We start from the raw sequence: 18,466 nt of genomic DNA on the forward strand, positions 1-18,466 counted from the left end.
TCTGAGGAATCCATAGAGACATGGAAGTTACGCATCAAAACGAAGCACCAGCGGGACGCTTCTCGGACTTTGTGCAAAGCGCTCAGGACACCTTGCGGCGGCGGTGGCTGACGCTGGTTATCGTAACCGTGGCCATCACTGTCGCAGGTGTTGCCGGGATTTCCCTGATCACGCCGCGCTATACTGCGGCCGCGCTGATCCGCATCGACCCATCGCGCAATCCGCTGAATAACAAGCAGCCTCAGGAAGCGCTCAGTCCCGAATCCATCGAGACCGAGGTTGCCGTCCTTAGCTCCACGGAACTCGCGCAGCGCGTCGTCAAGGCGCTGAAGCTTGAGAACGATCCGGAGCTGCTCGAAAGCGTGCGCAAGGCCGGCAATGTCAGTGGTGATCGCGATGCGGCTCTGGCGAGCGCACTGCTCGACCGCCTTTCGGTCAGCCGCGACAAGCTGACCTATCTGATTTCCGTTGGATACACCTCCGAAGACCCGCAGAAGGCCGCGCGTGTCGCCAACGCCGTCGCGGAAGGGTATCTCGACCTCAAGGTCAACACTTCGACCGGAACGGCGGCCCGGCAGGCCGACTGGTTCCGCGAACAGCTCGACAAGCTGGCCGCCGAAATGCGCGCGGCCGACGAGCAGGTTGCGCAGTACCGCGCCCAGGCGGGCCTCGCGCAGGGTTCCGGCTCAAACGCCGGCACGATCGTCGACCAGCAGGTTGGCCCGCTGTCCAGCCAGCTGGCCATGGCCGAATCCGATGCCGCGGCCGCACGCGCCGCGCTCAGCACCGCCGAACGCCAGATCCAGCGCGGCAATCTCGATTCTGTCGAGCAGGTCCGCAATTCCCCGGTGATCAACGACTTGCGCCGTCAGCGGGCCGAAATCCTGCGCAATCAGGGCGAGGTGGAGGCCCGGTACGGCCCCAGGCATCCGGAAAGCATCCGTGTGCGCGATCAGCTCGCGTCGATCGACCAGCAGATCCGCGACGAAGCCGAACGCGCCGTGGCATCCCTGCGTGCCAATACGACGGCCGTGGAAGCACGCGCCGGAAGCCTGCGCTCGACGATGGGCCGCGTGGCGGGCGAACAGGCCAGCAACACGCGTGCGGCCGTGATCGCCGACAGCCTGGAGCGCGATGCGGCAGCCAAGCGCGCGGCCTATGACCGCATGTCGCAGATGTGGCTCGAATCGACCCAGGCGTCGCAGAATCAGATTTCGCAGGCCGTGATCGTCAACCGGGCCGACGTGCCCACCAAACCCACCTTCCCCAAGCGCCTGCTGATGAGCGTGCTGTCGCTGGTCGTCGGCCTCGCCGCGGGCATCGCCACGATCATCTTCCAGGAAATGATGGTTCGCGGCCTGCGCACGATCGACGACGTCGAATCCACGCTCGGTCTGCCAGTGCTGGCCGCCGTGCCCAAGCTGCCGCGTTCATCGAACCCGGGGCGCACGCTGCTCGAAAAGCCGACCTCGCTGTTCAGCGAATCGTTCCGTATTGCCAGGGCCGCCATTCTGGGGGTCAAGTCGGCCAAGCCGCCGAAGATCATTGCCTTCACGTCCGCGCTGCCCAGCGAAGGGAAGACCACGTCGTCGCTGTCGTTCGCCCGTACCCTGGCGCTCAACGGCTCACGCGTGATTCTGGTCGATTGCGACGTTCGCCGTGCCCAGGTGCGGCATATCGTCGAGAACCCCGGTTCGGGGCCAGGGCTGGTCGAGGTGCTGCACGGCACCGCGAGCGAAGCGGAAGCCATCCACCCGGGCGATGTCGAAGGCATGGATCAGCTTCTGGTCTCCGCGCCGTATTTCAGTTCCGAAGACTTGTTCGGCAACGACGGCATGGTCACGCTTCTGAACAAGCTGAGCGACCGTTACGATTTCGTGGTGCTGGACCTTCCGCCGCTGGTGGGCCTGGCTGACGGCCGCTTCCTGGCCGCAATGGCCGACGCCACCGTTCTGGCGGTGCGCTGGGCTTCCACGCCGCCTCAAGCCGCCGCGTCCGCCGTCAACTGGCTGCAGTCGGACGGCTCGAACCCGATCGGCGTGATCTACACGATGGTCGATTCCGCGGCCGAGGCGATCGGCGGTCTCTATTATTCCAAGAAGTACACGCAGTACTATCGCGCCGCGGCCTGATGGAAGGCGGTCGTCGGGTTGTTCCGTATGACCGCCTCGTCAGCTTGGGCGTTGCCGGTGCCGTGCTGCTGTGCCTTGCGCAGTCCATCGGTGTCATCCGGACGGAACAGGCCGTTGCGCCGCTGATCCGCCAGCTCGGCGTGTTGAGCCTCCTGGCCGAACGCAACTATCCACTTTCGGGACCGTCGCTGCTTCAGGCGGGCACGGATAGTCTCCCCCCGCGCGGGCTGTTGTCGTCGGCCAACATGAAAGTGCTCGCAGCTGGCGCCGAAAACGATCCGGTGTTGCGCAGCCGGCTGCTTGATGCCGCGCGCACCGACGCCCTGCAAGCCACCGCCACGCGCCCCATCTGGGGGGAAGCATGGACAATGGTGGCCTTCAGCACGGCCCAGCGCCGGGGCGAGCGCGATGCCGAAACGCGCAAGGCGTTCGAACGCAGCTATGCCGATGCCCCATACCAGCGCAATGCTGGCGCCTGGCGCGTCGCCTATGCCTTCCGCAACTGGTCCGACCTGTCGCCGGAAACGCGATCGCGCAGCGTCGCGGAAGCGGTCTGGCTCGCTCGCATAGACAAATCCCTGCGCGATCGCGTGTTCGCGATGGCACGGCAATCCGACGCTTTCGTTCCGCTTCTTACGGAATGGCGCCGGTCACGGCTTGGAGACGCCGACTACCGGAACCGGGCGGGCAGTGCCCCATAACACGCCGGCCAGGAACATGGCGAAACAGGTGGTCGCCGGCACGTCCAGGCAGATATCGATCATGCCGTTGGCGAACAGAAAGACGAGAGCCAGCGCAATGCCCCATGCTTCCAGCGACCGTCGCCCGCCCGAAAAGTGGCGGACTACAGGCACGGCCACCATCGCCGCCGCCGCCAGCAGAAACAGCAGATAGGGCAGACCGCCTTTCAGCAGCAGTTGCAGCAGGATGTTGTGGGGCGAATTGACCGTCCACGCCGCTTCGGCCACCAGCGGATCGGGCAACAGCATGCTGTTGAGCGTGGGAAAGCCGCCCGGCCCATAGCCGAACCATGGAGAGCGCCACGCCGCTGCGAGATAACGCGACCACATTTCGGTCCGCACAGCGGCGCCAACGTCCAGTTCGCCAAGGCGGCGCACGACGACATCGGCCATCCCGGCCAGGCTGATCACTCCGACAAGACCCGTTATCAACGCGATCCGGAGAAGCCCCCCCCGCGTTCCGCCGCGCGCCAGCGCGCGTGCGCCAAGAACCGCCAGCAGCAGCCCCGCAACGAACAGCGGAAACCGCGATCCGGCGTAGAGCATCACCGCAAGGCACAGTATGACCAGCCCCAACTGCGCGGCTATGCCGGGATTGCGCACCAGAGCGCGCCAGGGTTGCCGCTGGTGCCGCAAGCGCGCGGCGACCCGCGCTGCCGTCAGCAACAAGGCGATGCCGGCCAGAACCGCCTGGATATTGGCGTTGCTCGCCAGACCGGTCAGCCGCCCATTGCGAAACATGGGAACGTCGAACGGCCCGGCCAGCACGCCCGTCCCCATGAGCAAAGACAGACCGAGCTGGAGCGCCACGATTATCAGCCAGATATCAATCAGGCGCACCACCGGAACGTGTCGATACCCGATCAGCGCGCCTGCCAGCAGCGCCATGACGGCAGCATGGAAACCGACGATGTTGCCCGTCGCCATGTCTGGTGCCAGCCAGGCCCCAGGGGCGAGCAGCGGCGCCAGCGCGATCCACGCCATCGCCAGCAGCACCGGGCCGATCACCGGCAGGAACGCTCGCCAGAAGGTCAAAGGCACAGGGCGGAACAGCAACAGCAGCAGGTAGAGGCCCATGACCAGGCAGGCCATTGCCCTACCCTCCATGCTGTCGAACGAGGCGAAGAAGAACCCGCACGACAGGGCCAACGCCCCGGCAACAATCTCGATCAGCCCCCGAATTTTCGCGAACGGGCCTTCGGGAACAGCGCCCAGCCTGTCGGCAGACAGTACCGGCCTGTGCGTCCTACCTGGAGATCCCATTCCCAGAGGCATTTCAGCGCGCCTGCTCCACCGCACTGCACTCTTCCTCGCCGGCGGCCGAAATCGTACCCGGCCGGCACGGCGCCGGCTCGCCATAGATCCAGCCGGAACCGGTGAAACCGACATAGACCCTGCCGAACACGTTCTTGTCGCCTTCGATTACCGTCACCTGATCCAGACGATCGAGCGGGAAACCGGTCAGCCGCTGCCAGGTTCGCGCGTTATCGACAGACCGCCAGATGCCAAAGCGACCGCCGACCCGCCCGGAAACGAAGATTGTGGGCATGTCCGAGCCGCGCGGCGCCTTGCCGAAAGCGACATCGTCCACGCCATCCACGTCCTCCAGAACGGTCCATGTCTTGCCACCGTCGACAGATCGCCGCAGTCGCGAATCACGGGATTTCGGTTGCCCGTTGGTCAGGAACAGCCAGCCGGCCTTCCCCGGCACGGCCCGCAACTTGGCCGCGCGCGAACTGTCTGGCACGACCTGCCCCGCGAAAACACGGCTCCAGCGCTGCCCCTTGTCGCGCGTGACCCACACCCCCGCGAGCGAGATGTTGTCGCCATCGCCGCTGTGTAAAAGATAGAACGTTCCGGGCGCAGCCCGGTCCGCCGCCAGCGTCTTCCGTTGCGGCCAATAGTCCTTGAACGATCCGGTATGCGGGAGCATCTCGCCCGGCAACACCACGCGCGACCATGTCCGGCCACGGTCAAGCGTATAGAAGGGCGAGCGGTTGAATGCCGGTTCCCACACGATGTTGTCGGGATCGTCCGACGAAACCGCGATCGTGCCGAATGACATGCGCCAGGGGTCGGCCGGATCGGTGCCCGGCGGCGTGGGCAAACTGGCGAAGCGCGTCCACGTCCGCCCCCCGTCCTCGCTATAGCCGGCCAGTACCGACTGCCCGTCTTCGGAACAGCAACCCATGCGGGTATCCGAAGCATTGGTGACCAGAAAGCCCGGGCGCGCGGGAGTCCAGTCCACCTGCTGCGCGGCGATCAGCATCCGCTGGCGCGGCCCGAATCCGGTCGAAAAGGCATCGAGATCCGGTTTGACGTGAATGCCGAAATCCCATGCGGCAAAAACCGGAGGGAAGCCGGGCGCACTGACCGCATCGTTGGTCACCAGTTCCTCGATCCCACGGGTACGGCTTTCCCAGACGACCGGTGCGCAGGCAGACGCAGGTTGCGCGGTGAAAACGCCTGTTCCCGCCGCCGTCCACAGCCGGCCGGACCGGTTGGGATCGAACATGATCTGGCCCGTGGCGAAATAGGCGTGGTCGGCGATGGCCAGCCACGGTGGATCGCGGTCCCCGACCTTGGCGCTGCGCGAGGCCATGTTCCATGTGGCTCCATCAACCGAGCACCACAGCCGCCCTCCCTGATCGCCGACCATCACGGTTCCGTGCGCCGGGTCGACGGCGACGGCAGCGAAGACGCGCCCGTCGGCTATACGGGCGGTCAACTCTTCCCATCGGCCGCCCGACAACCGCATCACGCGCTTTTCCTCGCCATCCGCGGCATAGAACGAGCCGTCGGCCGCAAATGCGCCGCGACGGACAAAGCGCGGCCCGCCGACGGACGCCATTCCGCCCCCATCGGCATTGCCGGCATAGACACCGTTCCCCGCGGATGCGGCCCACAATCGTGTGGTCCCCCCATCCTTTCGGAACCACACCAGAATACCCGGTGCCTGCACGCCGGGCTTGCCCGGCCGCATATCGCGCGCAGGCGGAACGGCGGCGACGCGTTCCCAGTGGCCGCCTCCATCGCCGCTGCGCCAAAGCCCGCGATCAGGGGAACCGAACGCTACAACATCCGGATTTTCGGGCGAAACCGCCATGAAAGCGCCATAGAGGCGAAATTCGCTATTGGCGTCCAGCGCGAATGCCTCGTCCTTGCCAGGCCCACCAAGCACGCGCCGCCAATGGCCGCCGCCATCGTCGGAACGGAAAACACCGTTCATGAAGGCCATATACAGCCGATTCGGATCGCCCGGCGCCACGACGATCTCGTAAACCCCGGCAGCCGCCCCGGCCTGCACAACATTCTCCTGAGGCATCGACCGGGCCGAGACCAGTTGCACCCACCGGTCCGCCGCCGCGTCCCAGCGATAGGCTCCGTACACGTCGGTTCGCGCCACCCACGTCTTGCCCGCGTCATCGGCGGACAACCCGGTGATGAACCCCCCGCCACCGATGGCCACGGGCCGCCAGGCCATCGCCTCGTTCGGGCGTGGGGCGCCCAGTGTCGATTTCGGCGGATTCCAGACGCGCTCGCCGCTGTCCTCGAACAGATGCGGCATCATGCCCCACAGCAGGGCAAGGCTGCCCAGCCCGAGAGAGATCACCAGCAGCACGGCCCTGAAAACGCGGCCGCGCGCCATCGACCCCGCAGGCGAACGCCTGCGCCGGCCGGTGCGGCCAGCCTCGATCCCGATCTGATGCACGCTGGCCGGAGCTATGGTCACTTCATGTCACCGCGATCGCCAGGCGCGCGACCGGCATCTGCGCGCTCAGAATTCATACCGGCACCAGCATGGTCCGCACCTGTTTTCCGCTTGGAGTGAAAGTCGCTTCCTCCAAGCTATTTCAAGCGTTTAATCGTGCGTCTTGGTCAGGATATGGTAGATAGCCGCCGGATTGCTGGCAAGATACCGCAATCCCAGCCGGCGCGGTTCCTGCCACGCGCGAAACATCCATTCGATGCCCAGATTCTGCATCCATGCCGGTGCGCGAGGCGCAAAATCGGAATAGAAATCGAACAGGCCGCCGCAGGTGCGTATCCAGCCGAGGCCGGCCAGCTTGTGCCGGTTGCGGATGGCGAAATCTTCCTGCTTGGGGCTGCCGAGACCAAGCCAGAGCACGTCGGCCCCGGAAGCGACGATCTGCGCGCAGATATCGTCTTCTTCCTCGCGGGTGAAATAGCCGTTCCGCGTACCGACCACCTCCAGTCCGGGATAGGCCTTGGTCAGATTATACGCGGACTTTGCGGCGCGGTCATCGCGCGCGCCCAGGAAAAAGAAGCGCACACCGGTTTCCGCCGCGATCGCCGATGCATCGCGCACGAAATCCGTCGTCGCAACGCGTTCCCGCACGGGGTTTTTGCACAACAGCCGGGTCGCCAGCACCAGCGGCATCCCGTCGACATCGACGATATCGGCCTGGTCGATCAGCCGGCGAAAATCCGGATCGTGATGATAGTTGGTAATGACCAGTCCATTGGTCGCAACGACCACCCGCGGCATTTCAAGTTGCCCGGCACGAGCCCGCGAAACGTCGTTGACCATAACCTCGGCCAATTCAGCACGCGTCAGCCGCGAACTACGAATTCCGCCGATGTACACCACATCGGCTTCATCGGAAGCAGGCGTTCCGGCAGTGGTATCAGAAATCAGCCGCACCATAGCTCCCGATTACTTACGGCTTCACTAGCCTACATGAAGAACCAATACCAGTAGTGCAGTGCAGCATAGTGCCATGCTTAATGGTCCCAAAAGAAGAAAACTAGCGAAATTTTGCGCTCAGGTCGCTTGATGGCCCCAAGAAGAACAATGGCATAACCGAGTTTCGAAAACGTTATGCGTGGTCTTCCCGTTCATCGCGCCTGAACCGCGATCGCGCTCGCCCATCCTCCGTCGCGCGCGGCCATCACCGATCCGCGCGCACTGAGGTGGGCGTGATCGGCATACAGAATGACGCCGTCGCGATAGGATTGGCAACGCCCGCCCGGACAAAACCAGCGATCCATGCGCACGACCCCAATATCATGTCCGCGTTCGGCGGCCTCGAGGAAATGAAGGACGGCCCGCTTTTCCGAGCGATATTCTGCTTCCGCGAAACTGCATTCCGCATTCGCGCCCAGGGTCCACCGCCCTTCTGTCCGGCGCAGCGCGCACCGGCCGTAGTCAGTGGCCGTCGAAGGAGGCGGTGCCAGGAACACCACCTTTCGCCCCATCCCCCGAATCGCCGCCACGGTCTCATCAAGCGCGTGCAGCAAGGCTTCTTCGCTGCGTGGCAAAACAACAGGCGCGCCGTTTCCGCGATCGACCAGCAGCGCGAAGCCGGGTTCGGCATCGGGCAGATACTGGCCGATGGAACTCGACAGGATCACGGTACTAAGCTCCGGATGCCGGGCCAGCATCGCCACGACGGAGCGGTTGAAACGGAGGCACGCTTCGCCCTGCCTGCGGGGATAGAGTTTCTCGTTGACCGCGGCAACGCCAACAAACGGTCCGCAGAATGTCTTGGTCGCCTGCACGATGCCTCCAGGTGTGACCGCCGCTACGCCCGGCGCAACGTGCATCCCGAACGAATCCCCCCATACCAGCGTCTCGGGGGCAGGTCCGGAACGGCAGGCGCGATCCTCCAGCGTGGAGCCATTGCCATTGCAGGCAGCGGAAAGGCCGAAATTGGGTGCACGGTCCCCCACCGCAGCGCCCGAACGCAGGGTCGCTGCATAGACCAGCCCCACGGTCACCAGCGGGATCGCGAGCAAGACCGCCAAGCTGGTCGCGCCCATCCGGAACGAACGCAGACGCCGCTCAACCCAGCGATACTGCGCCTCGGCCCAGACAAGACAGGGAATGATCAGCAGCAGGTTCACCCACAACGGCACCGGCGCAATCATGACGTTGCCGGCAAAGGCAAACACCGGCCAGTGGACCAGATAGAGCGAATAGGAACGATCGCCCGTCGCGCAGATGGGCGCCAGCATGGCGGAAAGCCGCTTGCCCGGCTCTCCGCCCGGCACGAGCAACAGCGCGGTGGCAAGGCAGCAAACCAGGGCCGCCCAGCCGGGATGGTTCGCATCATCGGCCACCAGCGGCACGATCAGCAGTATCGCAACGGCGAACATCCGCGCCGCCGGCCATCGCCCGGGCTTTACCCGTCCGCGCGCCAGCGCCAGTGCCAGAACGCTGCCGACACCCAGCTCCCAGGCCCGCGACGGCACCATGTAAAAGGCGGCGGATGGCGCAAACGAGCGTAGCCAGAGACATCCCGCGAAGCTCGCTACGGTCGCCATCGTCACCAGTGACAGGCGGAAGCGCCGGGGAGCGAACGCCAGCAGCAGCGGCAGGCCGAGGTAATACTGCTCCTCCACCGCAAGCGACCACATGTGCAACAGCGGCTTCAATTCCGCGCCGCTGCTGAAATAGTCGGCCTGCCGCCAAAGGACGACATTGACCACGAATGCAAAGGCGCCGGCCAATTGCGCGGCGAAATCCTTCAGTTCCTTGCTATCCAGCAGGAACACCGCGAAAGCGGCGGTGACGACCAGCGTGGCATATGCCGCGGGCAGCAGTCTCCGCGCGCGCCGGGCATAAAAGCCCGCGAAGGTGAAGCTGCCATTGCCCAGTCCGTCGTCGATGATCCGTGCCATCAGAAAGCCCGACACGACGAAGAAGATGTCGACGCCAAGAAAACCGCCCGGCACGAACGGGACGCGCGCGTGATGCGCCAGAACCAGCAGAATTGCCAGGCCGCGCAGGGCCTGGATGTCCAGGCGCAGTCGGCCGCCGACTGCGTGCGCCGTGGCCGTCACCGAGGCAGGCTGTCCGCCGTGCGCCGCGCCATGCGGGGTTTAAGGGACATGCGCATCATCGGCTTTTCCACGAAAGAATGCACCACCACCGCCACCACGCAGGAAAGGAAAACAGCAGGCACAAGACGGAAATCCATCGCCCAATCCCCCAGCTTGCGTAGAACGATGAACAATGCGGCGATGCAATACATATGCACCAAGTATAGCGAGTATGAGGCATCGCCCAGCAAAAGCAACAGGTTGCTACGTGGCAGCGCGGATTCCAGCCGGATGCCCCCCATGACCAGGCAGGTTCCGGCAAGCATGAAACAGGCATCGGCCTGGTTGCTGAACAACACCTCGGGCGTCACGCGCATGCCCGCCACCAGAAACACGGCGGCAGCGAGCAGCCAGCCCAGACCGGAACCGATGGAAACCTCCGCATCTCCCCCGCGCAGGTGCCACAGGCCGATGGCCATCCCGCCAACGAACGTCAGCACCACCGGGCGGCCATAGAATTCAAAGGCCACGCCTTGCGGCTGGAACAGCGCATTGAACAGCGTGATGCCGAGCAGGACCAGCGCCACCCCGATGAACCGCTTGGCCGCAGTCAGGTAACTGAATGCCGCGAACAGAACGTAGAAGAACATCTCGTAGTTCAACGTCCATCCCAGCTTCATCATCGGCACGATTTCGTCATTCCCGCGCCGGAACGGGATGAACAGCACGGATTTGACAAAGCCCTCCAGCGAATAAGTCGTATTCTTGAGCAGCATCGGAAAGACGATCGCTATCAGCGCGACTACCAGTGTGACCAGCCAATAGAGCGGCGCCACCCTCGCGATGCGCCTGAGCAGGAAATCCGGAGCTGAAAAAGCGCCGTTGCCCGTCACCGACACCATGATGAACCCGCTTATAACGAAGAACAGGATCACGGCAAAGCTGCCCAGACGGACGATCGACGGAATCTCGACATTCAGCGGATGAAGAATCGCATGTACAACGACCACCGCAAGCGCCGCAAACGCCCGAAGATACTGAATCGAGTAAAGCTTTTTCATTGCGTTTTTTTACGCCCCTGCCGAACCAGCGACAACGGGGGTTGCGAAGACCCGAATCCCAAACAGGAACACTTCGGCGCCATGGAAACATGGTAAATGCACCGGAATACAGAAGCAAAACGTGGACAAGCGCCCTCGAGCACCAGCCCTTTTGCGCCAAACCGCGAAAGTGTGGTCTATGCCTTTGCGATCCGGTATCCTTTGCCTGGCGCGTACCCACCGATGATCCCGCCGGAGCGCAATGTCCTTCGTTATCCGCCAATCCGCTCTGACCACGATGCGCCAAGCCGCAGCCGGCGCGGCGCCACGGGAAGCGTGCGGCCTGCTGCTTGGGCAAGGGGCGCATGTGGAGACTGCGATGCCCACCGCAAACGTCGCATCCGACCCGATGCGCCATTTCGAGATCGACCCGGCGGCCCTGATCGCCGCACATCGCCACGCGCGCGCGGATGGCGCAAAGGTGCTGGGATATTTTCATTCCCATCCCAACGGCCTACCCCATCCTTCCCGGACCGATCAGGCGGCAGCGGCGGGCGACAACCGGATATGGGCCATCGTGGCGCGCGGGCGCATCACCTTGTGGAAGGATGCGCCATCCGGTTTCGAACCGCTTTCCTATGACACCGTAGAAGGTTAAGGCGAAGCAACCATGCCGTACCGACACGCCGAGAGGACCGCGCACGCGCCGCTTTACGGGCCATCCCGCTCCGGGGCGGGTCATGCGCGCAGGACCGTGTCAACTTCGTCAACTTCACCAGCCCCGAACACTCCATTCCCGAAAGCAAGCGCCGGATCATGACCACCGAAGCACTCGAACTCGCCAGCCTGCTCTGCTCCCGGCTGTGCCACGACATGCTCAGCCCGGTGGGGGCGCTTTCCAACGGGCTCGAGCTTCTGTCCGATGAAAAAGACCCGGAGATGCGCAAGCGCTGCTTCGAACTGCTGGAACAGAGCGCCAAGATCTCTACCGACAAGCTGCGCTTCTTCCGGCTGGCCTTCGGCGCGGCCGGCGGCTTCGGCGATTCGGTGCCGCTTTCCGAACCCAAGGCGCTGGTCGACGCGCTGGTCGGCAACAACGGCCGCGTCACGGTGAACTGGGTGCTGGGCGGAGACACCCTGCCCAAGCCGGCGGTGAAAGTGCTCCTCAACCTCTCGCTGATTGCGCTCGATTCGCTGGTGCGCGGCGGCACGCTCGACATCGGGGCGGAGCCACGCGACGGCACGAGCGAGATCGTGGTGCGCGCTTCGGGCCAGCGCATCGCCTTCGATCCCGCCATCGGCCGCGCGCTGGACGGTAGCGCCGGGGCGGAAGAGCTTTCCAGCCGCACCGCCCCCGCCGCCATGCTGCACCAGCTTGTCGCCAGCATGGGCGGCGGCTTGCAGTATCACCTCTCCGACGACGCCCTGGTGATGGGCGCGGTGGTGCCCGCGGCATAAGGCGCTCCGGGATGGCGATGAACCGGTGGCTGATCCATCGCGAGGTTCCCTCGCCCAACTGGAACGAGCGCAAGCTGCCGGTATCGATGGTGGTGCTCCACTACACCGGGATGCGCACCGCCGCCGAAGCGCTGGAGCGCATGTGCGATCCCGCCGCCGAGGTTTCCGCCCACTACATGATCGACGAGGACGGCACCGTCACGCTGCTGGTGCCCGAGGAAAAGCGCGCGTGGCACGCCGGCCGGTCCTATTGGCGGGGAATTACCGACGTCAATTCGGCCAGCATCGGCATCGAACTGGTCAATCCGGGGCACGAATGGGGATACCGCCCCTTCCCCGACGCGCAGATGGAAGCGCTGATCCCGCTGCTGGCGGACATCGTGAAGCGCCACAACGTTCCCCGCGCCAACGTGGTCGGCCATTCCGACATAGCCCCTGCGCGCAAGGATGATCCGGGCGAACTGTTCGACTGGCCGCTGCTCGCGCGCTACCGCCTGGCGCTGCCCATCCCCAAGCCGACCATGCGGCTGCTCTACGACAACGACGGCGCGTTCTTTCTCGCGCTCGAACGCTTCGGCTATGACATATCGGACGGCCGCGCGGCGGTGCGCGCGTTCCAGCGCCGCTGGCGCCCGCACAAGATCACCGGCGAGATCGACGGACAAATCGGTGGCCTTCTGTTCGAGCTGCTGTTGGAACGCGACCTCGGCCATGCTAGGTGACCCCTCGCCAGGGGGCCGGGCAGCCGCGTCATCGCAAGATGCCGAGGAAAGTCCGGGCTCCACGAAACAGGGTGGCGGGTAACGCCCGCCGGCCTTCGCGCAAGCGGGGGTCAGGGAAAGTGCCACAGAGAGCAGACCGCCTATGCGTCGCAAGGCGCAGGCAAGGGTGAAAGGGTGCGGCAAGAGCGCACCGCGCGACCGGCAACGGAAGCGGCACGGCAAACCCCACCCGGAGCAAGACCGAATAGGGACGGCGCGCCGGGCAACCGGCAGGCGTGTTTCGCGCCAAGGTCTTCGGACCTGCAATGTCCGGGTTGGTTGCTGGAGCGGCACGGCAACGTGTCGCCGAGAGGAATGGCTGCCCCCGCCGATACGGTGCCGAATGGCATACCATCGGCGGGACAGAACCCGGCTTACAGGCCCCCTGGCATATCATCGCATCCGCAAAGCATTTTCCTGCCGGCCCGGTTCGGGCTAGGAGGCGATCATGTCAGCCGGCCATCACCTCCATCACGATCACCATGGGCATGACCACGGTTCAGGGCACGGGCACGGGCATCACCACGCCCCCGCCAGCTTCGGCCGCGCGTTCGCGATTGGCATCACGCTCAATCTGGGCTTCGTCGTGGTCGAGGCGGCCTATGGCATCATCGCCGGATCGATGGCGCTGGTGGCCGATGCCGGGCACAACCTTTCGGACGTGCTGGGCCTGGTGATCGCCTGGGGCGCGAGTGTGCTCACCGCCCGGCCGCCGTCCGCCCGCTTTACCTATGGCTTCAAGTCCAGCTCGATCCTGGCCGCGCTGGCCAATACCTCGCTGCTGCTGGTCGCGCTGGGCGCGATCGTGGTCGAAACCATCCGGCGACTGATCGAGCCGGAACCGGTGGCCGGCGGCCCGGTGATGATCGTCGCCGCGATCGGCATCGTCATCAACGCCGCTACCGCGCTGATGTTCATGCGCGGCAGCAAGCACGACATCAACCTTCGCGGCGCCTACCTGCACATGGCCGCCGACGCCGCGGTTTCGGCGGGCGTCGTCGTGGCGGGCTTCTTCATCGCGACGACCGGCTTTGCCTGGATCGATCCCGTCACCAGCCTCGTCATCGTGGCGGTGATCGCCATCGGCACGTGGGATCTGCTGCGCGATTCGGTGAAGATGGGCCTGCATGGCGTGCCCGCCAGCATTGACGAAGGCGCGGTGCGCAGCTTTCTGTGCGGCCAGCCGGGCGTCACCGCCGTCCACGACCTGCACATCTGGCCAATGAGCACCACCGAGACCGCACTAACCGCCCATCTGGTCATGCCGCAAGGCCACCCCGGCGATGCCTTCCTGCGCGAACTGGCGCACGAGCTGGAGCACGATTTCCGGATCTGCCACACCACCGTCCAGATCGAAGCCGAGCCCATGCTCGATTGCGCGCACGGGTGCCAGGGCGGCGACGCCTGAACGCGAGAAGGCGCTGAATGCGAAAGAGGCAGGCTTCCCGAAGGAAACCCGCCTCTTCAGAAGTTCAGCGAACGGGAAGCGCTGCCGTCAGGCGGCTTCTTCCTTGCCCTTGAGCACCTGCACCGGCTCCTTGCGGCCATCGACGACATCCTTGTCGACGACCACTTCGGTCACGCCTTCCAGCGTGGGCAGGTCGAACATCGTATCGAGCAGCAGCCCTTCGACGATCGACCGCAGGCCGCGCGCACCGGTCTTGCGCTCGATGGCCTTCTTGGCGATCGCTTCCAGCGCGTCGTCGGTGAAGGTAAGCTGCACGTCCTCCAGCTCGAACAGACGCTGGTACTGCTTGACCAGCGCGTTCTTGGGCTCGCGCAGGATCTTCACCAGCGCCTCGATATCGAGGTCGTTGAGCGTGGCGATCACCGGCAGACGGCCGACGAATTCGGGGATGAGGCCGAACTTGAGCAGGTCTTCCGGCTCCGCCTTCTGCAGCAGTTCGCCCACCTTGCGCTTGTCCGGATCGGCAACGTGCGCGCCGAACCCGATCGAACGCTTCTGTAGGCGATCGGCGATGATCTTTTCCAGCCCCGCGAACGCGCCGCCGCAGATGAACAGGATATTGGTCGTATCCACCTGCAGGAATTCCTGCTGCGGATGCTTGCGCCCGCCCTGCGGCGGAACGGAGGCGGTGGTGCCTTCCATCAGCTTGAGCAGCGCCTGCTGCACGCCTTCGCCCGACACGTCGCGCGTGATCGAGGGATTTTCCGCCTTGCGGCTGATCTTGTCGATCTCGTCGATATAGACGATGCCGTGCTGCGCCTTCTCGACATTGTAGTCCGACGCCTGCAGCAGCTTGAGGATGATGTTCTCCACATCCTCGCCCACATAGCCAGCTTCGGTCAGCGTGGTGGCGTCGGCCATCGTGAAGGGCACGTCGAACGTCTTGGCCAGCGTCTGCGCCAGCAGCGTCTTGCCCGAACCGGTCGGCCCGACCAGCAGGATGTTCGACTTCGAGAGCTCGACCTCGCTGCCCTTGCCGCTGTGCTTCAGGCGCTTGTAGTGATTGTGGACGGCCACCGAGAGCACGCGCTTGGCGCGGTCCTGACCGATCACGTAGTCGTTCAGCGTCTCGAAGATGTCACGCGGCGTGGGTATGCCGCCATCCTTCTTTCCGGCGATCCCGGCCTTGGTCTCTTCACGGATGATGTCGTTGCACAGTTCGACGCATTCATCGCAGATGAACACGGTCGGCCCCGCGATGAGCTTGCGCACCTCATGCTGGCTCTTGCCGCAGAAGCTGCAATACAGGGTGCTCTTGGTATCCGATCCGGAAAGCTTCGTCATTCTATCATCCCAGGCGCCTTCCCACGGAAGGCCGGCCCGATCATCCTACTACCCCAAGGGCATTAATCAACCGGACACGTTCAAAGCGAAAATCGGGTTACCGCACGGTGCCTTTCGCCAAGGTTAAGCGCCGCGCGGCCCCTGTCAGTTCTTCCTCATCAGGCGGCCGGCGCGCCGCCCGAACCTTCTTCGACACCGGTCTGGTCGGTGGCCGGACGCGATTCGAAAACCTTGTCGACAAGGCCGAATTTCTGCGCTTCGTCGGCTTCGAGGAAGGTATCGCGATCCATCGCCCGCTCGATCTCCTCCAGCGTGCGGCCGGTGTACTTGACGTAGAGCTTGTTCATCCGTTCACGGATGCGCAGGATCTCGCGCGCCTGGATCTCGATGTCGGAGGCCATGCCCTGCGCGCCGCCGGACGGCTGGTGAATCATGATTCGCGCGTTGGGCAGCGCGATGCGCATGCCCGGCTCGCCCGCCGCGAGCAGGAAGCTGCCCATCGAGCAGGCCTGGCCGATGCACACGGTGGAAACGCGCGGCCGGATGTACTGCATGGTATCATGGATCGCCATGCCCGCCGTGACGACACCGCCCGGCGAGTTGATGTACATCGAGATGTCCTTCGACGGGTTTTCCGATTCGAGGAACAGCAGCTGCGCGGTGATCAGCGCCGCCATGTGGTCTTCCACCTGGCCCGTCACGAAAATGATGCGTTCGCGCAGCAGGCGGCTGAAGATATCGAAGCTGCGTTCGCCGCGGCTGGTCTGTTCGACGACGACGGGAACGAGCGCGCCGGTGACAGGATCGGTGGTGAACTTGCCTTGAGCGCCATAGGCGCCGCTGTTGTGGCCGAACAGGTCGAGCATGAATCCCTCTTGTGGTTGCCGCGTCTATGTCGCGTGCCACGGGAAGATGTTCAAGGGCGTTAACCCGTCCATGCCGGAAATACCGCTCCGATTGCCCTTTGGACAGCGGAACTGCCACGCGCGATCTTGACGGAACCGTGGCGAATCCCCCGTTCATGCCGTCAAACTGTCACCGCTTCGACGCGCAGCGGTCACGAAGGCATCCTACGATCAAGGATCGGAGGACACCATGGGTTCGCAGACTCAACTTCGCAGGCTTTCGGTCCGGCTCGCGCGCGACGACGGCGATCTTCTGGCCGTGCAGAAACTGCGCTGGCAGGTCTTCGCCGCGGAGATGGGCGCGAACATTCCGGTTACCGGTCCATCGGCCAGCGGTGATTCCTGCATCGACAGCGATCCCTACGACGCGCTGTGCGATCACCTGCTCGTGGTCGACGAGGACGGGTGCGCCGAAGATGGCGGGAGAGACCCGCTGGTGGTCGGCACCTATCGCCTGCTGCGCGAAAGCGTGGCGCGCAAGGCCAGCGGCTTCTATTCGGAAGGCGAGTTCGACCTATCCCGGCTGGCCGGCGCGACCGGCGGCGGCGAGCTGCTCGAACTGGGGCGTTCGTGCGTGCTGCCCGCCTATCGCACCAGCGCGACCATCTCGCTGCTCTGGCGCGGCATCGCGGACTATCTCGCGCTCCATGACATTGGGCTGATGTTCGGCTGCGCCTCGTTCCCCGGCATCGACCCCGACGCGCACGCGGCGGCACTGTCCTACCTCCACCACGTCTGCCTCGCACCGGACTACCAGCGGCCCGCCGTGCTTCCCGGCAAGGGCATCGCGCTCGAACGGCTGCCGCGCGGCAGCTATGACGAGCGGCGCGCGCTGGTGCAGTTGCCGCCGCTGATCAAGGGCTACCTGCGCGCCGGTGCCCGCTTCGGCGACGGCGCGTTCGTGGACCGTGAATTCAACACGATCGACGTCTGCGTCGTGATGCCGGTGGAGCTGATCTCGGAACGCTACGCCGCCCGTTTCAGCGTGGCAGCCTGATCTTCCGTCGGGGCGGCGCAACCGCCCAGCAGGTCGGCCAGGCGCAGCGCGATTCGGGCTTGCGCTTCACGGACGACCTGCTTGCGATCCCCGCCGCTCAGCGGCTTGCCGAAATCGACGTCGATCGTCGCACCCCCGGCAGCGGCCAGCGCCAGCGCGTGCGGCAGCAGGGCGTCGTCCCCGACCCAGGCGACCAACTCCCGCTGGCGCGGATCGCGGCAGGCCAGCGTGACCGGACAGACCATGCGAAGGTCCACCGCCTGATCGGGAACAAGGCTGGTGCGGAAAGGCAGCACGCCCTCCCCGGTACTGGTCGTGCCCTCGGCAAAGAGAACCAGCGAGCGCCCCGACGCCAGCCGCGCGACAAGCTCCCGCCCCGCCTCGACCACACCGGCCCGGCGATGACGATCGACGAACACGCTGCCGTGCCGCTGCGCCAGAACGCCCAGCAGCGGCCAGCCCGCAACATCCGCCTTGGCAACGAAACCCACGTCCGCCACGCGCGCCAGCACCGCGATGTCGACCCACGACAGGTGATTCGCCAGCACCAGCGTACCCGGCACCAGGCGCCGGTCGCCATGGCAGCGCACGCGAATGCCGAAGCCGCGCAACAGGATGTCCCACGCCGCGTTCTCGATCGCGCGGCGTGACGTGCGCCAGCGGCCAGCGAGCCGCCAGGGCACCGACAGCATCAGCACAAGAACGAGCGAGGCAAGCGCGCGACCATAGCGATACCCCACGCGCAATTTCCGCCAGCCTCCGGCCATCGCCGATCCCTCCCGCGTGCAGGCCCGCACCCGGCGAGCCATGCGACACGGGCATGACAGGATCGCGACAAACAAAAAGGGCGCGCCCTGCGGCACGCCCTTCCCGTTTCGTCAGTCAGCCCCGGAAG

General features: G+C 65.0%; 15 protein-coding genes and 1 other RNA gene. 8 read left to right on the forward strand and 8 right to left on the reverse strand.

Annotation, left to right across the window (positions count from 1 at the left end; translation table 11 throughout):
- The first annotated feature begins 20 nt into the window (after positions 1-20).
- A complete protein-coding gene (locus FA702_RS05915; protein ID WP_124809209.1) occupies positions 21-2,132 on the forward strand; it encodes an AAA family ATPase in 2,112 nt (703 codons plus the stop codon).
- Positions 2,132-2,833 carry a hypothetical protein gene (locus tag FA702_RS05920; RefSeq protein WP_136955382.1) on the forward strand — a complete coding sequence of 234 codons (702 nt, stop codon included), beginning with the start codon at positions 2,132-2,134 and terminating at the stop codon, positions 2,831-2,833. The genes FA702_RS05915 and FA702_RS05920 overlap by 1 nt, the downstream gene beginning before the upstream one ends.
- Here FA702_RS05920 and FA702_RS05925 read toward each other — a convergent pair.
- The 5 genes from FA702_RS05925 to FA702_RS05945 all read right to left on the reverse strand — a co-directional run bounded on the left by FA702_RS05925 (position 2,783) and on the right by FA702_RS05945 (position 10,719).
- Positions 2,783-4,135, reverse strand: a complete 1,353-nt coding sequence (locus FA702_RS05925; RefSeq protein WP_168196005.1) for an O-antigen ligase — start codon at positions 4,133-4,135, stop codon at positions 2,783-2,785. The two genes, FA702_RS05920 and FA702_RS05925, sit on opposite strands and share 51 nt — an antisense overlap.
- A 13-nt stretch (positions 4,136-4,148) precedes the next feature.
- Positions 4,149-6,605 (reverse strand): sialidase family protein, encoded by a 2,457-nt coding sequence (locus tag FA702_RS05930; RefSeq protein ID WP_210417595.1) that lies wholly within the window; start codon positions 6,603-6,605, stop codon positions 4,149-4,151.
- 129 nt (positions 6,606-6,734) lie between these two features.
- Complete coding sequence (locus FA702_RS05935; protein WP_210417596.1) at positions 6,735-7,541, reverse strand: WecB/TagA/CpsF family glycosyltransferase; 807 nt, start codon at positions 7,539-7,541, stop codon at positions 6,735-6,737.
- A gap of 191 nt (positions 7,542-7,732) precedes the next feature.
- Positions 7,733-9,679, reverse strand: coding sequence for an acyltransferase family protein (locus tag FA702_RS05940; RefSeq protein WP_136955384.1), 1,947 nt, complete (start codon positions 9,677-9,679; stop codon positions 7,733-7,735).
- Positions 9,676-10,719: an acyltransferase gene (locus FA702_RS05945; protein ID WP_124809213.1), complete on the reverse strand. Its 1,044-nt coding sequence runs from the start codon at positions 10,717-10,719 to the stop codon at positions 9,676-9,678. Before FA702_RS05945 ends, FA702_RS05940 begins: the two co-directional genes overlap by 4 nt.
- Positions 10,720-10,996: 277 nt before the next feature.
- Here FA702_RS05945 and FA702_RS05950 point away from each other — a divergent pair, with 277 nt between their 5' ends.
- From FA702_RS05950 to FA702_RS05970, 5 genes are all read left to right on the forward strand, one after another.
- Positions 10,997-11,356: a Mov34/MPN/PAD-1 family protein gene (locus tag FA702_RS05950; protein ID WP_370385511.1), complete on the forward strand. Its 360-nt coding sequence runs from the start codon at positions 10,997-10,999 to the stop codon at positions 11,354-11,356.
- Between the two features lie 158 nt (positions 11,357-11,514).
- Entirely contained in the window at positions 11,515-12,156 is a 642-nt protein-coding gene (locus FA702_RS05955) for a histidine phosphotransferase family protein (protein WP_136955385.1), read from the forward strand.
- 17 nt (positions 12,157-12,173) lie between these two features.
- Positions 12,174-12,878 (forward strand): N-acetylmuramoyl-L-alanine amidase, encoded by a 705-nt coding sequence (locus FA702_RS05960; protein ID WP_136955386.1) that lies wholly within the window; start codon positions 12,174-12,176, stop codon positions 12,876-12,878.
- Between the two features lie 7 nt (positions 12,879-12,885).
- An RNA gene (gene rnpB / locus FA702_RS05965) (RNase P RNA component class A) lies at positions 12,886-13,310 on the forward strand.
- A gap of 55 nt (positions 13,311-13,365) precedes the next feature.
- Complete coding sequence (locus FA702_RS05970; RefSeq protein WP_136955387.1) at positions 13,366-14,325, forward strand: cation diffusion facilitator family transporter; 960 nt, start codon at positions 13,366-13,368, stop codon at positions 14,323-14,325.
- An 87-nt stretch (positions 14,326-14,412) separates the two neighbouring features.
- Here the strand turns inward: FA702_RS05970 and clpX are convergent, their stop codons facing one another.
- Entirely contained in the window at positions 14,413-15,669 is a 1,257-nt protein-coding gene (gene clpX / locus FA702_RS05975; RefSeq protein ID WP_124809217.1) for an ATP-dependent Clp protease ATP-binding subunit ClpX, read from the reverse strand.
- A 158-nt stretch (positions 15,670-15,827) separates the two neighbouring features.
- Positions 15,828-16,535, reverse strand: coding sequence for an ATP-dependent Clp endopeptidase proteolytic subunit ClpP (clpP, locus tag FA702_RS05980; protein ID WP_136955388.1), 708 nt, complete (start codon positions 16,533-16,535; stop codon positions 15,828-15,830).
- Between the two features lie 229 nt (positions 16,536-16,764).
- Between clpP and FA702_RS05985 the strand changes: the two genes are divergently transcribed.
- A complete protein-coding gene (locus tag FA702_RS05985) occupies positions 16,765-17,571 on the forward strand; it encodes a GNAT family N-acetyltransferase (RefSeq protein WP_136955389.1) in 807 nt (268 codons plus the stop codon).
- Here the strand turns inward: FA702_RS05985 and FA702_RS05990 are convergent.
- Positions 17,541-18,338, reverse strand: coding sequence for a lysophospholipid acyltransferase family protein (locus tag FA702_RS05990; RefSeq protein WP_168196006.1), 798 nt, complete (start codon positions 18,336-18,338; stop codon positions 17,541-17,543). The genes FA702_RS05985 and FA702_RS05990 overlap by 31 nt on opposite strands.
- Positions 18,339-18,466 lie beyond the last annotated feature (128 nt).

Origin of the sequence: Novosphingobium sp. EMRT-2 (assembly GCF_005145025.1) — a bacterium.
Lineage (GTDB): Bacteria > Pseudomonadota > Alphaproteobacteria > Sphingomonadales > Sphingomonadaceae > Novosphingobium.

Excerpts from the sequence above, each read along its gene's own strand:
- FA702_RS05915 (WP_124809209.1), top strand. The coding sequence starts at position 21 with ATGGAAGTTACGCATCAAAACGAAGCACCAGCGGGACGCTTCTCGGAC.
- FA702_RS05920 (WP_136955382.1), top strand. The coding sequence starts at position 2,132 with ATGGAAGGCGGTCGTCGGGTTGTTCCGTATGACCGCCTCGTCAGCTTG.
- FA702_RS05925 (WP_168196005.1), bottom strand. The coding sequence starts at position 4,135 with ATGGGATCTCCAGGTAGGACGCACAGGCCGGTACTGTCTGCCGACAGG.
- FA702_RS05935 (WP_210417596.1), bottom strand. The coding sequence starts at position 7,541 with ATGGTGCGGCTGATTTCTGATACCACTGCCGGAACGCCTGCTTCCGAT.
- FA702_RS05945 (WP_124809213.1), bottom strand. The coding sequence starts at position 10,719 with ATGAAAAAGCTTTACTCGATTCAGTATCTTCGGGCGTTTGCGGCGCTT.
- FA702_RS05950 (WP_370385511.1), top strand. The coding sequence starts at position 10,997 with ATGCGCCAAGCCGCAGCCGGCGCGGCGCCACGGGAAGCGTGCGGCCTG.
- FA702_RS05955 (WP_136955385.1), top strand. The coding sequence starts at position 11,515 with ATGACCACCGAAGCACTCGAACTCGCCAGCCTGCTCTGCTCCCGGCTG.
- FA702_RS05960 (WP_136955386.1), top strand. The coding sequence starts at position 12,174 with ATGAACCGGTGGCTGATCCATCGCGAGGTTCCCTCGCCCAACTGGAAC.
- FA702_RS05970 (WP_136955387.1), top strand. The coding sequence starts at position 13,366 with ATGTCAGCCGGCCATCACCTCCATCACGATCACCATGGGCATGACCAC.
- clpX (WP_124809217.1), bottom strand. The coding sequence starts at position 15,669 with ATGACGAAGCTTTCCGGATCGGATACCAAGAGCACCCTGTATTGCAGC.
- clpP (WP_136955388.1), bottom strand. The coding sequence starts at position 16,535 with ATGCTCGACCTGTTCGGCCACAACAGCGGCGCCTATGGCGCTCAAGGC.
- FA702_RS05985 (WP_136955389.1), top strand. The coding sequence starts at position 16,765 with ATGGGTTCGCAGACTCAACTTCGCAGGCTTTCGGTCCGGCTCGCGCGC.
- FA702_RS05990 (WP_168196006.1), bottom strand. The coding sequence starts at position 18,338 with ATGGCCGGAGGCTGGCGGAAATTGCGCGTGGGGTATCGCTATGGTCGC.